The following is a 13,801-nucleotide window of genomic DNA, read 5'->3' on the forward strand; positions in this document are numbered from 1 at the left end:
GGCGGTTCTTCCGGGAGCGGGCCCCGGTCGCCGGGCTGCCGATACGCTGCGTGCGGTCCACGACCTGCTGACCGGAAGGCAGTGATGACGCGCGTCTCCAGACCGCCGACCGAGGCGATACTCGCCGCGCTTCCCGAGCTCGCCCCCTACGGGCGTGACGCGGCGGTGCTGCGTCCCGAGCGTGGAAGGCCGGACCGTGGGAGCAGCTCGGTCGGCGGCCCGCTGCTGTGGCCCGGTGACGAGCCGTGGCCGGAGTGCTCCTTGCCCGATGCGGCCGATCCCGACGGCGGGTCCGCCACGGCCATGGTGCCGGTCGCCCAGATCTACCGGCGCGACGTACCGGGCCCCTGGTGGCCGGCCGACTTCGACCTCCTGCAGGTCCTCTGGTGTCCCAACGAACACTGGGACCCCCCGGCCCGGCAGGCCGACGTCAGCCCGGTGGTCGAGCTGCGATGGCGCCGGGCCGCCGAGGTGACGAGCCCGTTGACCAGCCCGCCGGCGCCCTCGCGGTACGACGAGGACGGCTTTCTGCCCCAGGCGTGCACCGTCACTGCCGAGCACCTGACCGACTTCCCCTACCGCGAGGAGCTGCCCGCGTCGCTGCGTCCGCGGCTGGAGGAACTGGTCCGTGACACGGGTGACGGCGGTGACGTCATCACCCGCCTCGCCGGCTGGAAGCTGGGCGGCTGGCCGACCTGGCACCTGGCGCATCCGGTGGTGTTCGCGTGCGGTGAGTGCGGCACCGAGATGACGCTGCTGTTCACCGTGGCCGGCGACGCCGAGTCAGGGGTCGTCGTCGGCCGGTACGGAGAGCTGCGGCTCTTCACCTGCCCCGCCGACCACAGCCACCCCTTCGAGGCAGACCTGCACTGACGCCGTCCGGCCGGTGGACCCCTTCAGGACACGGCGGCCACCGGGGCCGGCGGAGCCGCCCGGCGGATCACCAGGGACATCAGGGCCGCCGCCGCGCACAGCGTGCCGGAGGCGTACCAGACGAGGTTGTAGGAGCCGAAGACGTCGCGGGCGAGGCCGCCGAGGTAGGCGACGAGGGCCGCGCCGACCTGGTGGGAGGCGAGCACCCAGCCGAAGACGATGGCGCTGTCCTCGCCGTAGTTCTCGCGGCACAGCGCGAGGGTCGGCGGGACGGTGGCCACCCAGTCCAGGCCGTAGAAGACGATGAAGAAGAGCATCGGCGGGTGGACGGCGGGTCCCAGCAGCATCGGGAGGAAGAGCAGGGAGAGGCCGCGCAGGGCGTAGTACACCGCCAGCAGGCGGCGCGGTTCGAAGCGGTCGGTGAACCAGCCGGAGGCGATCGTGCCGGCCACGTCGAACACGCCGATGACCGCGAGCAGCGAGGCCGCCGTCGTGACGGGCATGCCGTGGTCGTGCTCGGCGGGCACGAAGTGGGTCTGGATCAGGCCGTTGGTGGAGGCGCCGCAGATCGCGAAGGTGCCCGCGAGCAGCCAGAAGGTGCCGGTGCGGACGGAGGTGGAAAGCACCTTCAGCGTGCGGCGGGCGGCGCCGGTCACCGGCGCGGGCTTGGCCACGAACTCCCGGGCGCCGTATGGCTTCTGGCCGACGTCGGCCGGGTGGTCGCGCAGCAGGATCCACACGAAGGGGACGACGGCGAGCGCCGCCAGGGCGACCGTCACGGCGGCCGGGCGCCAGCCGTGGTGTTCGGTCAGCCAGGACAGCACCGGCAGGAAGATCAGCTGCCCGGAGGCGGACGCGGCGGTCAGGATGCCGCTGACCAGTCCGCGCCGCTCGGTGAACCACCGGTTGGTGACCGTCGCGGCGAAGGCGAGCGCCATCGAGCCCGAGCCCAGTCCCACCAGCAGGCCCCAGCACAGCCACAGCTGCCAGGCCGCCGTCATCCACACGGTCAGGCCCGAACCGGCGGCGATCACGGTCAGCGCGACGGCGACCACCCGGCGGATGCCGAAACGGTCCATCAGCGCCGCGGCGAAGGGGGCGGTGAGGCCGTAGAGCGCGAGGTTGATGGAGACGGCCGCGCCGATCGTGCCGCGCGACCAGCCGAACTCCTGGTGCAGCGGGTCGATGAGCAGGCCGGGCAGGGAACGGAAGGCGGCCGCGCCGATGATCGTGACGAAGGTGACGGCGGCGACGAACCACGCCCGGTGCACACGGCGGCGCCGGGCGGGTGGGGCCTGGACGGGGGCTGCGGCTGGGCTTGTCTGAGTCACGTCGTACAGCGTCCTTTTTTCATGACCGCACATCGAGTGGCCCGAGAGACAGCATTCGCTAGAATCGGGCCATGACTGCTGTCACCGAGGAACCCGAGGGAGCCGCGGGTTTCCGTCCGCATCGCATCGTCGTCCTCGCCCTCGACGGCCTGCTCCCCTTCGAGCTGGGTATCCCGCACCGGATCTTCGGCCGCCCCAAGGACGAGCACGGCCGGCACCTGTACGAGGTGGTGACCTGCTCGGTACGGCCGCCCGGCCCGGTCGAGACCGACGCCGACTTCGCCGTGCACGTCCCGAACGGCCCGGAGGCGCTGGCCGGCGCCGACACGGTGATCGTCCCGGCGTCGTACGAGCTCGGCCCGGTCTTCGAGGAGGGCCGGCTGACCGACGAGCTGGCCGCCGCCTTCGCCCGCATCCGCCCCGGCACCCGGCTCGCCTCCATCTGCACCGGCGTCTACGTCCTCGCCGCGGCCGGATACCTCGACGGCCGCCCGGCGACCACGCACTGGGCCGACGCCGAGCATTTCCAGCGCATGTTCCCGCAGGTCAGGATGGACGCGGACGTGCTGTTCGTCGACGACGGCGACGTGCTCACCTCGGCCGGCGTGGCCGCCGGGATCGACCTGTGCCTGCACATGGTGCGCCGCGACTTCGGTACGGCGGTCGCCAACGAGGTGGCCCGGCGCACGGTCGTACCGCCGCACCGCGACGGCGGCCAGGCCCAGTACATCCACCGCCCGGTCCCGGACCCGCAGCTGGCCACGACGACCGCCGCCCGCGCCTGGGCGCTCGGCCGCCTCCACCAGCCCATCCAGCTGCGGGACATGGCCGAGCAGGAGGCCATGTCGGTCCGCACCTTCACCCGCCGCTTCCGCGAGGAGGTCGGGATCAGCCCCGGGCAGTGGCTCACTCAGCAGCGCGTCGAACGCGCCCGCCATCTGCTGGAGACCACCGACCTGTCCATCGACCAGGTGGCCCGCGAGGCGGGCTTCGGCACGGCCCAGTCGATGCGCCAGCACCTCCAGCAGGCGCTCGGGGTGACGCCGACGACGTACCGGCGGACCTTCCGCACCGGAGTCAGAACGTGAGCACCGCCCGCGCCACCCGCCCCGCCTCGGCGTCCGCGCGGGCCTTGGCGAAGTCCTCCACCGGGTGGACCGCCGTCACCAACTCGTCGAGCAGCAGGCGGCCTTGGCGGTACAGCTCGGCGTACAGCGTGATGTCCCGCTGGGGGCGCGAGGAGCCGTAGCGGCAGCCCAGGACGGACTTGTCCAGGTAGAGGGAGGAGACGCGGAAGGACGCCTCGGCGGCGGCAGGCGGCACACCCAGCAGGACGGCCTGTCCGTGCCGGTCGAGGAGGTCGATCGCCTGCCGGATCAGCTCCACCCGGCCCACGCACTCGAAGGCGTGGTCGGCCCCCGTGGGCAGGAGGTCCCGCACGCCCTGAGCCGAGGTCAGGAAGTCGGTCGCGCCGAACTGCCGGGCCGTCTCCTCCTTGGCCGGGTTGGCGTCCACGGCGACGATCCTGAGCGCTCCCGCGAGCCGCGCGCCCTGCAGCACGTTCAGCCCGATCCCGCCGGTCCCGATGACGACGACGCTGTCCCCGCGGTCCACCCGGGCCCGGTTCAGCACGGCCCCCACGCCCGTGAGCACCCCGCACCCGATCAGCGCGGCCGACTCCAGGGGGATGTCCTTCGGGATCCGCACCGCCTGCACCGCCTTGACGACCGTGCGCTCGGCGAACGCGGAGTTGGAGGCGAACTGGTGCACCGGGTCGACGCCCCGGGTGAAGGGCTTGCCCGGGCGCCCGATGGCCTGCCGGCACATCGTCGGCCGGCCCCGGTCGCACTCCGCGCACGTACCGCAGTTGGCGAGCGTGGACAGCGCCACATGGTCGCCGGGCGCGACATGGGTGACGCCCGCGCCGACCGCTTCCACGACCCCGGCGCCCTCGTGCCCCAGCACCACCGGTACCGGGAACGGAATGGTGCCGTCCACCACGGACAGATCGCTGTGGCACAGTCCCGCCGCCGCGATCGCCACCAGCACCTCGCCCGGCCCCGGCTCGCGCACCGCGAGATCGTCGATCACCTGCACCTGCTCGCCGTCGAACACCACACCACGCATCACACGGCCCCCTTGGGCTCCCTGGGCAGACCGAGCACGCGCTCGGCGATGATCGTGCGCTGGACCTGGTCCGAGCCGCCGTAGATGGTGTCGGCCCGGGAGAAGAGGAACAGGTGCTGGTCCGCGTCGAGTTCGTACGGCGCCGCAGCCGACCAGTCCGTGGGGCCGACGGCGGCCGCCGCGCCCCTGACCTGCATGGCCAGCTCGCCGAGCCGCTGGTGCCAGCCGGCCCAGAGCAGCTTGGCCACGCTGGGCGCACCGGGGTCGTCCGAGCCGCCGAGGGTGCGCAGGGCGTGCCGGCGCATGGTCCGCAGCTCGGCCCACTGCCGCACGAGCCGCGACCGTACGACGGGGTCCGCCGCCGCCCCCGTCTCCACGGCCGCGCGTACGACCTGGGCCAACTCCTCGGCGAACCCGATCTGTTGGGCGAGCGTGGACACCCCGCGCTCGAACCCGAGCAGACTCATGGCCACCGACCACCCCCGCCCCTCCCCGCCCACGACGTGCTCCACGCGCGCGTGCGCCCCGTCGAAGAAGACCTCGTTGAAGTCGCTGGTGCCGGTCATCTGCCGGATGGGGCGGACCTCGATCCGGCCGGGCTGGTCCATGGGGACGAGCAGAAAGCTGAGCCCGTGGTGGCGCCTGGACTCCGGGTCGGTCCGGGCCAGCACGAAGCACCAGTCGGCCTCATGGGCGAGCGAGGTCCAGATCTTCTGCCCGCTGATCCGGTAGCAGTCCCGCTCCCGCACGGCCGCCGTCCGCACTCCGGCCAGGTCCGAGCCCGCGCCGGGCTCGCTGTATCCCTGGCACCACCACTCCTCACCAGCCGCGATCGGCGGCAGGAAGCGGGACTTCTGCTCCCCGGTGCCGTGCGCGACGAGGGTGGGCGCGAGCAGGTTCTCCCCGATGTGCCCCGAGCGCGGGGGCGCGGCCGACCGGGCGTACTCCTCGGCCCAGACGACCTGCTGGGTGAGGGTGGCCGTGCGGTTCCCGTATCCCTGCTCGGGCCAGCCGAGCCCTATCCAGCCGGATCGACCGAGGGCGCGTTCCCAGGTACGGCGGTCGGTGGCCGACTCGGCGTTCGCCGTCAGCCATGCGCGGGCCTCGGCACGAAAGTCCTCGTCCTCGTGACTGAACCCGAAATCCATAAAGCCCCCTCAACTTGAGCGCCCCCGAAGGGGCGCGGGGAACTGCGCGATCAACCACGAACGACGCGCACCCGCCGAACCACAACGCGCCCCGAGCTTTTAGGCGTTCGGCCGAGAATCAGAGCGCGCCGCCTCTTCCATCGCCGAGAGCCGGGACAGCATCGGCATCGGATCCACCCCCACAGACCCCGGCAGGAACTCCGCGATCTTTTCCGGTGTCCAACCGCCGGAGGCATACGCGGCCCGGAGTTCCCTCGGCTGCGCCCACACCGCGATCTTCGGCCCCGCGACGGTGTACACCTGCCCGGTGACCCCCTGCGCGGCGGCCTGGTCGGACAGCAGGTACACCACCAGCGCGGCCACGTCCTCCGGCTCGCCGATCTCCGTCAGCTCCATGGGAACGTTCGCCGACATCCGCGTACGGGCCACGGGCGCCACCGCGTTCGCGGTCACCCCGTACTTGTGCAGGCCGAGGGCCGCGCTGCGGACGAGCGAGATGATCCCGCCCTTCGCCGCGCTGTAGTTGGCCTGGGACACGGAACCCTGGTGGTTGCCGCTGGTGAACCCGATCAGGGTGCCGGAGCGCTGCCCCCGCATCACCGCGGACGCCGCCCGGAAGACTGTGAACGTGCCCTTGAGGTGGGTGGCGAGCACGGGGTCCCACTCCTCCTCGGTCATGTTGAAGAGCATGCGTTCGCGCAGGATCCCGGCCACGCACACGACCCCGTCGAGACGGCCGTACGAGGCCAGCGCCACGTCGGCCACCCGCTGCCCGCCCGCCATCGTGGAGATGTCGTCGGCGACCGCCACCGCCTCCCCGCCCGCCGCCTCGATCTCCTTGACGACGGCCTCGGCGACCTCGCTGGTGGGTGAGGCGCCGTCGACGCGGACGCCGTAGTCGTTGACGACGACCTTCGCCCCCTCGGCGGCCGCCGCCCGCGCGACCGCCCGGCCGATGCCCCGTCCGGCGCCCGTCACGGCGACGACCTTTCCTGCCAAGAAGTTCCCCACGCCCGGCCCCTTCCCGCGGTTTCTGACGGTCCGTTAGATTTTATGGCGCGCCGGACGCGCGGACACAAGCCCCGGGGAGGCACCGGATGGCACTGCCGGAGGAGTTCTTCGAGATCGCCAAGCGCGTGAACAACTGGGGGCGCTGGGGGGCGGACGACGAGATCGGCACGCTGAACCTGATCACCGACGAGACCGTCCGGGAGGCCGCCGCCTGCGTCCGCACCGGCCGCCGCGTCCCGCTCGCACTCCCCCTCCGGCAGGACGGAGTGCAGACCGGCATGATCCCCGGGCGGGTCAACCCGCTGCACGTCATGGTCCAGATCAACCAGGAACTCTTCGGGCCGGGCACCGTGGCGTGCAGCGACGACGCGGTGACCATGGGGCTGCAGGCGGGCACCCACTGGGACGCGCTCACCCATGTCTCGCACTCCGGGAAGCTCTACAACGGCCGCCCGGCGCACACGGTCACCGCGCACGGCGGCGCCGAGTTCGGCGGGATCGACAAGGCGCGGCACATCGTCTCGCGCGGGGTGCTGCTGGACGTGGCACGCGCGCGTGGCGTGGACCGGCTGGCGGGGGGCCACGCGGTCACGCCGGAGGATCTGGAGGCGGCCGAGGAGTTCGGCGAAGTGCGGGTCCGGGCCGGGGACATCGTGCTGGTGCGGACCGGGCAGGTGCAGGTGTACCTGGCCGGGGACAAGCACGGGTACGGCTATCCGTCTCCGGGGCTGTCCCTCCGTACGCCGGAGTGGTTCCACGCCCGCGATGTGGCGGCGGTCGCGAACGATACGCTCACGTTTGAGATATTTCCGCCCGAGTCGGAGGGTCTGTGGCTGCCCGTGCACGCCCTGGACCTGGTGGAGATGGGGATGCTGCAGGGCCAGAACTGGAATCTCGAAGAGTTGTCCACAGCCTGTGGAGAAGAGGGGCGGTACGCGTTCCTGCTCTCGGCGATGCCCGAGCCGTTCGTCGGCGCGACGGGCACCCCGGTGGCCCCTGTGGCCGTCCTCTGACAGCCGGCCCGCACGCGGGGCGTTGACCGGCCGGCGGCGCGCCTCCCCCCACCGTCGCGCGCACGCGCCGCCCACCGGGTGCGACCCACACTCGACGAGGGCCGCCGTCACCCAGGCCCTCGCCGTCCCCTCGCGGCGAATCGTCGCCCACAAGCGTGTTCAGGCGGTCACGAGTCGTCAACGCCGGTACGCGGATTTGTCACGTACGCCCTGTTCGTGACACCCGCGCACGGATGCACCCCCGGCGCCCGCGGCGCCGGTCGCTACACCGCCTCGAAGGCCAGACCCTCGTAGGCGGACAGTCCGCCCCCGTACGCCATCGCTGCGCTCTCCCTGGGCTGTGAACAGCGGTCCAGTTCGCACCAGATGCTCTTGCCGGCGCCTTCCGGACTCCAGCCCCAGCGATCGGCCAGGCAGTCCACCAGGGCCAGGCCGCGGCCGCCGGTGGCGTCACCGCCGACGCAACGCGGCACGGGGGCGCGGGAGCTGCTGTCGGCCACCTCGACGCGCACGGTGACCGCGGCGGGTGCCGTCGGCGCCTCGGCGGTCCCCGTGGGCTCGGCGGTCCCGGCCGGCCCGGCAGCCGCCGTCCGCCCGGCGGCTTCGGCCGGCTCGGCGGTCCCGGCCAGCGTGCCCGGCAGGGAGAGCCGGAGCACGGCCGCGTGGCCGGTGTGCACGACCGCGTTGGTCACCAGCTCGGAGACGAGCAGGATCAGGGTCTCGGCGAGCGGCTCGTCGGCCGTTATGCCGAGCCCGGGGAGCCGCGAGCGGGCCCACCTCCTCGCCCGCCCCACCTCCGTGGGATCGGGCCGGATCTCCAGCTGCACTTGAAGCACCTGCACCGCTCACACCATCCGAACCGGCGGACACATGACCCCACGCCACCCGGCCGCCACGGCCGCTGTGGCCGCGACGACGATCACGAGGGCCACGATCGTAGCCATTTTCTGCATGGCCAGAACAACGGCCAGAGCAAGGGTCACGGAACGTGATTCCCTTGGGAGACAGCATGGTTGACGTACAGTCACCCCAACAAGCGCTTCGGGCATATTCCAGCGCGAAGGAGTACGCGTGCGGCATACTGTGCGACGCTCGTGCGGGGGAGTCGAACAGGCGTCTACCGACGCCCCTACCGCCCCGCGAGCAGCGGCGCGCACCGCGCGGCCCGGTGCCGCCCCAGGGGCACCGTCGGCCCGGCTCGTGCTCGCAGCCACTCGCATCCCACACAAGGTACCGGAGCGGACACCCGACTCCGGGATGTGACGAGCCCGGCGAAGGACACAACCACGTATCGACGCTCCGTGACACCGGTGTGCCACGATCCGCGACATCTTGGGCCAAGGCTTTTCCGGCGGTGCAGTCCAGGGCGTGGTCGTCCCGTCAGGCCACCAGCCGCGCGGCGAGCAGTTCCTCACTCTCCGTACCGCCGCCACCTCGTCGGGCCCGCACCCAGGCCCGCTTCAGGTGCAGATGCACATCCGCCTCCCAGGTGAACCCCATGCCGCCGTGCACCTGGAGGCAGTCACGGGCCCCGCGTACGGCTGCCTCGTCGGCGAGCAGCCGGGCGGCGGCGATGTCGACCGGGTCGGCGGTGACGGCGGCCGCGTACACGGCGACGCGCGCGGTCTCGGTCCGCACCAGCAAGTCCGCGCACAGATGCTTCACGGCCTGGAAGGCCCCGACCGGCTGCCCGAACTGCTCGCGGGTGCAGGCGTGTTGCACGGCGAGCTCCTGCACGCGTACGGCGGTGCCGAGTTGCTCGGCGGCGGTGAGGAGGGCGGCGACGGGGTCGGGGGCGCGACCGCCCGCGTCCGCGGGGGTCCGGTGCAGCGGGGTGAGCGGGTCGACGCAGCGCAGCGGTACGGCCCCGGCCACCTCCCCCAGCGCGACGTCCGCCGCCTCCAGCCACTCCACCAGCTCCCCGTCCACCGCCGTCACCACCGTCTCGCCGGTGGCCGCGCCCGGTACGCGCCCGGCCGCCAGGTGGGTCGCCACGAGCGGTCCGGGCAGCAGGGCCCGGCCCGCCTCCTCGAAGGCCAGCACCGCCTCGGGCAGCCCCAGCCCGACCCCGGCGTCCGCCTCGGGCAGCCGCAGGGCGAAGAACCCCGCGTCCCCGAGCGCCCGCCACAGCTCCCGGTCGAGCCGCCCCGGCGCGTCGACGGCCGCCCGCAGCGCCTCCCGCCCGAACCGCCGGTCCAGCAGCTCGCGTACGCCTGCCTTCAACGCACGTTGGTCCTCGGTGAGTTGGAAACGCATGGTCATCTCCCCTTCGGCAGCCCCAGGATCCGCTCGGCCACGATGTTGCGCTGGATCTGCGAGGTGCCGGCGGCGATGGTGTACGAGAGGGAGGACAGGCGGTCCAGGACCCAGGGCCGGTCCATGTCGAGGCAATCGGGCCCCAGGACCTCGGCGGCGGTGTCGTACAGCTCCTGACGGGCGTGGGAGTAGCGGAGTTTGAAGACCGAACCCCCGGCCCCCGGGACCCCGCCGCTCGCCTCGGCCTCGCTCACGTTCCACTGGGTCAGCCGCCACAGCGCGCGGAACTCCGCCTCCAGACGGCCGAGTCGGCGCCGCAGCACGGGATCGTCCCAGCGGCCGTTCTCCCGGGCCTCGGCCGCCAGCTCGGCCAGCACACGGCGGCAGGCCACCACCTCGCCGACGAACGCCGTGCCGCGTTCGAAGGACAGGGTCACCATGGTCACGCGCCAGCCGTCGTTCTCCGCGCCGACCCGGTTCGCCACCGGTACCCGTACCTCGTCGAGGAAGACCTCCGCGAACTCCGCCGAGCCGGCGAGCGTGCGCAGGGGCCGTACGGTGACGCCGTCGGCGGACATGGGCATCGCGAGCCAGGTGATGCCCCGGTGCCTGGGGGCGTCCGGGTCGGTGCGGACCAGCAGTTCGCACCAGTCGGCGACCTCGGCGTGGGAGGTCCAGATCTTGGACCCGGTGACCACGTAGTCGTCGCCGTCGCGCCACGCGCGCGTGCGCAGCGCGGCCAGGTCGGAGCCGGCGCCCGGTTCGCTGAACCCCTGGCACCACACCTCCTCGCCGCGCAGGATCGGCGGCAGCCAGCGGGCCCGCTGCTCGGCAGTGCCCTCGGCGGCGACGGTCGGGCCGGCATGCAGCAGCCCGACGAAGTTCGCCCCCACATAGGGCGCCCCCGCGCGCTCGGTCTCCTCCAGGAAGATCAGCCGGGTCGTCGGCGAGGCGTCCCAGTGGACGTCGGCGTACCCGGCGTCGTACAGCGTCCGCTGCCAGCCGAGGTCGTACGCCCGGCGCGCGGGCCAGTCGTCGGGGGACGGCTTCGGCGGCAGCGTGGGCAGCACCTTGGCGAGCCACTCGCCAAGGTGGGCGCGGAACGCCTCCTCCTCGGGCGTGTACGACAGATCCACTAGCGGTCCAGGTCCAGGCCGAGCATGCGGATGGCGTTGCCCCGCATCAGCTTGTGGACCGTCTCCTCGTCCAGGCCCTTCACATGGTCGAGGGCGACCTCCTTGGTGTGCGGGAAGGTCGAGTCGACGTGCGGGTAGTCGGTCTCGAAGGTGGCGTTGTCCCGCCCCACCGCGTCCAGCGACGCGACACCGTGCTTGTCGCGGAAGAAGCAGCAGAAGATCTGCCGGTAGTAGTACGTCGACGGCGGCTCGGGGATCAGGTCCCGGACCCCGCCCCAGGCACGGTGCTCCTCCCACACGTCGTCGGCGCGCTCCAGGGCGTACGGGATCCAGCCCATCTGCCCTTCGGAGTAGGCGAGTTTGAGCCGGGGGAACTTCACCAGGACCCCACTGAAGAGGTAGTCCATCATCGAGGCCATCGCGTTGTTGAAGCTCAGCGAGGCCTGGACGGCGGGCGGGGCGTCGGGGGAGGCGGCCGGCATCTGCGAGCTGCTGCCGATGTGCATGTTGACGACCGTGCCGGTCTCCTGGCAGACGGCGAAGAAGGGATCCCAGTAGCCGGAGTGGATGGACGGCAGCCCGAGGTGGGTGGGGATCTCGGAGAAGGTGACGGCGCGGACCCCGCGCGCCGCGTTCCGGCGGATCTCCGCGACCGCCAGCTCCACGTCCCACAGCGGGATGAGGCACAGCGGGATCAGCCGGCCCCCGCTGTGCCCGCACCACTCCTCCACCATCCAGTCGTTGTAGGCGCGTACGCAGGCGAGGGCGACCTCCTTGTCGTGCGCCTCGGCGAAGGTCTGTCCGCAGAAGCGGGGGAAGGTCGGGAAGCAGAGGCTGGCCTCGACGTGGTTGAGGTCCATGTCCTTCAGGCGCTCGACGGGGTCCCAGCAGCCCGGCCGCATCTGCTCCCGGGTGATGCCCTCCAGGGTCATCTCGTCCCGGTCGAAGCCGACGGCGGCGATGTTGCGCTTGTACGGGAACTTCAGGTCCTCGTAGATCCACCAGTCGGTCGGCTGGCCGGCCGGGTCCATGGTGATCCGGTACTTGCCGCCGACGTAGGCCAGTTCCCCGATCCCGGCGGTCAGCGGCTTGGGCCCACGGTCCCGGTACCTGGCCGGCAGCCAGGTCTCGAAGAGGTGGGCGGGCTCGATCACATGGTCGTCGACGCTGATGATGCGGGGCAGTTCGCTGGCCATGGTTCCCCTCCGCCGGACAGCAGCTATCTGATGGTCCGTCAGATAGCATGACAGCTGACAGCCCGTCAGCCAAGCCGGTCAGGGGGCATACGTGAACGAGACCCCGCACACCCTGAGCTCCGCCCGCACGCTGTGGGACCTTGTCGTCCGCCGCGCCGCCCTGACCCCCGACCGCCCGGTTCTCCTCCAGCGGGATCGCACGCTCACCTTCGGCGAACTGCGCGCGCGTGCCGAGCGGGTGGCGGCGGGTCTGCACGACATGGGCGTACGGCCCGGCACGGTCGTCGCCTGGCAGCTGCCCACCCGGATCGAGACCGCCCTGCTGTCCCTCGCCCTGGCCCGCCTGGGCGCCGTGCAGTCCCCGGTGATCCCGTTCTACCGGGACCGGGAGGTCGGCTTCGCGCTGCGCGAGTCGAAGGCGGAGTTCTTCGCGGTCCCGGGTGTGTGGAGAGGCCACGACCACACGGAGATGGCCCGCCGCCTCGGCGCGAAGGGCATCTTCGAGGCGTACGACGATCTCCCCGGGGGCGACCCGTCCGTGCTCCCCGCCCCGCCCGCCGAGGGCACCTCGGTCCGCTGGATCTACTGGACCTCCGGCACGACCTCCGACCCCAAGGGCGTGCTGCACACCGACCGCTCCCTGATCGCGGGCGGCTCCTGCCTCGCCCACGCCCTGCACCTGACACCGGACGACGTCGGCTCGATCGCCTTCCCCTACGCCCACATAGGCGGCCCCGACTACCTGGTGATGCTGCTGCTCTACGGCTTCCCCGCGGTGATGTTCGAGCACTTCGCGCTGCCGGACGCGCTGGCGGAGTACCGGCGGCACAAGGTGACGGTGGCCGGCGGCTCCACGGCCTTCTACTCGATGTTCCTCGCCGAGCAGCGCAAGCGACCGGACGAGAGGCTGATCCCGACCCTGCGCCTCCTGGCGGGCGGCGGCGCGCCGAAACCCCCCGAGGTCCACCACCGCGTGGTCCGCGAGATGAACGTCCAGCTCACCCACGGCTACGGCATGACCGAGGTCCCGATGATCACCATGGGCGACCCCCGGGACACCCCCGAGAACCTGGCCACGACCGAGGGCCGCCCCCCGGCCGGCATGGAGATCCGCATCGTCGACGGGGAGATACGGCTGCGCGGCGAGGCCGTCTGCCAGGGCTATCTGGACCCCGCCCAGACGGCCGCCGCCTTCGACCCCGACGGCTTTCTGCGCACCGGCGACCTGGGCCATCTGACGGACTCCGGCCATCTCGTCCTCACCGGCCGCGTGAAGGACGTGATCATCCGCAAGGGCGAGAACATCTCGGCCAAGGAGATCGAGGACCTCCTCGCCGCGCACCCGTCCGTGGCCGACGTGGCGGTGATCGGCCTGCCGGACGCGGACCGGGGCGAGCTGGTCTGCGCGGTCGTGGAACAGCCTCCGCAAGCCGCCGAGTTGACCCTGCCACAGGTCGTCTCGTACCTGCGCTCCTCGGGCCTGTCCGTCCACAAGCTGCCGGAACGGCTGGAGGTCGTGGAGGCGCTGCCCCGTAACGACACCCTGCGGAAGGTGCTGAAGTACAAGCTGCGGGAGCGGTTCTCCCAACCGCTCCCCTGAACCGCTCGGACGACAGCCCGCTTGCCCTCAGCGGCGTCTGACGACGGCGGTCGCCTTGTGGCCGCAGCACTCGATCTCACCGACCGGTGCGACGGCCGTCCGGGTGATCC

At 72.3% G+C, this 13,801-nt stretch carries 12 protein-coding genes; 4 read left to right on the forward strand and 8 right to left on the reverse strand.

Annotated elements, in window-relative coordinates; genetic code table 11:
- Window positions 1-84: 84 nt before the first annotated feature.
- Window positions 85-873, forward strand: coding sequence for a hypothetical protein (locus ACIBJF_RS17110; RefSeq protein WP_399174501.1), 789 nt, complete (start codon window positions 85-87; stop codon window positions 871-873).
- A 23-nt stretch (window positions 874-896) separates the two neighbouring features.
- Here ACIBJF_RS17110 and ACIBJF_RS17115 read toward each other — a convergent pair whose 3' ends face one another.
- The gene (locus ACIBJF_RS17115; protein WP_399174502.1) at window positions 897-2,204 is read right to left on the reverse strand and encodes an MFS transporter; all 1,308 of its coding nucleotides are present in this window, start codon (window positions 2,202-2,204) and stop codon (window positions 897-899) included.
- A 71-nt stretch (window positions 2,205-2,275) separates the two neighbouring features.
- On the opposite strand from ACIBJF_RS17115, the gene ACIBJF_RS17120 reads away from it, so the two are divergent.
- On the forward strand, window positions 2,276-3,292 hold the full coding sequence (locus ACIBJF_RS17120) for a GlxA family transcriptional regulator (protein WP_399174503.1): 1,017 nt from the start codon (window positions 2,276-2,278) through the stop codon (window positions 3,290-3,292).
- Here the strand turns inward: ACIBJF_RS17120 and ACIBJF_RS17125 are convergent.
- The 3 genes from ACIBJF_RS17125 to ACIBJF_RS17135 form a co-directional block, all read right to left on the reverse strand.
- Window positions 3,282-4,331, reverse strand: a complete 1,050-nt coding sequence (locus ACIBJF_RS17125; RefSeq protein WP_399174504.1) for a Zn-dependent alcohol dehydrogenase — start codon at window positions 4,329-4,331, stop codon at window positions 3,282-3,284. The genes ACIBJF_RS17120 and ACIBJF_RS17125 overlap by 11 nt on opposite strands.
- Complete coding sequence (locus ACIBJF_RS17130) at window positions 4,331-5,479, reverse strand: acyl-CoA dehydrogenase family protein (protein ID WP_399174505.1); 1,149 nt, start codon at window positions 5,477-5,479, stop codon at window positions 4,331-4,333. The genes ACIBJF_RS17125 and ACIBJF_RS17130 overlap by 1 nt, the downstream gene beginning before the upstream one ends.
- 99 nt (window positions 5,480-5,578) lie before the next feature.
- Window positions 5,579-6,490, reverse strand: a complete 912-nt coding sequence (locus ACIBJF_RS17135; RefSeq protein WP_399174506.1) for an SDR family NAD(P)-dependent oxidoreductase — start codon at window positions 6,488-6,490, stop codon at window positions 5,579-5,581.
- Window positions 6,491-6,576: 86 nt separating this feature from the next.
- Between ACIBJF_RS17135 and ACIBJF_RS17140 the strand changes: the two genes are divergently transcribed.
- Window positions 6,577-7,503, forward strand: coding sequence for a cyclase family protein (locus tag ACIBJF_RS17140; protein ID WP_399174507.1), 927 nt, complete (start codon window positions 6,577-6,579; stop codon window positions 7,501-7,503).
- A 263-nt stretch (window positions 7,504-7,766) separates the two neighbouring features.
- Here the strand turns inward: ACIBJF_RS17140 and ACIBJF_RS17145 are convergent, their stop codons facing one another.
- The 4 genes from ACIBJF_RS17145 to ACIBJF_RS17160 all read right to left on the reverse strand — a co-directional run bounded on the left by ACIBJF_RS17145 (window position 7,767) and on the right by ACIBJF_RS17160 (window position 12,091).
- On the reverse strand, window positions 7,767-8,330 hold the full coding sequence (locus ACIBJF_RS17145; protein ID WP_399174542.1) for an ATP-binding protein: 564 nt from the start codon (window positions 8,328-8,330) through the stop codon (window positions 7,767-7,769).
- A gap of 553 nt (window positions 8,331-8,883) precedes the next feature.
- A complete protein-coding gene (locus ACIBJF_RS17150; protein WP_399174508.1) occupies window positions 8,884-9,759 on the reverse strand; it encodes an acyl-CoA dehydrogenase family protein in 876 nt (291 codons plus the stop codon).
- 2 nt (window positions 9,760-9,761) lie between these two features.
- On the reverse strand, window positions 9,762-10,895 hold the full coding sequence (locus ACIBJF_RS17155; protein WP_399174509.1) for an acyl-CoA dehydrogenase: 1,134 nt from the start codon (window positions 10,893-10,895) through the stop codon (window positions 9,762-9,764).
- The gene (locus tag ACIBJF_RS17160) at window positions 10,895-12,091 is read right to left on the reverse strand and encodes an amidohydrolase family protein (protein ID WP_399174510.1); all 1,197 of its coding nucleotides are present in this window, start codon (window positions 12,089-12,091) and stop codon (window positions 10,895-10,897) included. Before ACIBJF_RS17160 ends, ACIBJF_RS17155 begins: the two co-directional genes overlap by 1 nt.
- Window positions 12,092-12,182: 91 nt before the next feature.
- Here ACIBJF_RS17160 and ACIBJF_RS17165 point away from each other — a divergent pair, with 91 nt between their 5' ends.
- Entirely contained in the window at window positions 12,183-13,691 is a 1,509-nt protein-coding gene (locus ACIBJF_RS17165; protein WP_399174511.1) for a class I adenylate-forming enzyme family protein, read from the forward strand.
- Window positions 13,692-13,801: the final 110 nt, after the last annotated feature.

The sequence above is a fragment of the Streptomyces sp. NPDC050743 genome, from assembly GCF_044456925.1.
Classification (GTDB): domain Bacteria; phylum Actinomycetota; class Actinomycetes; order Streptomycetales; family Streptomycetaceae; genus Streptomyces.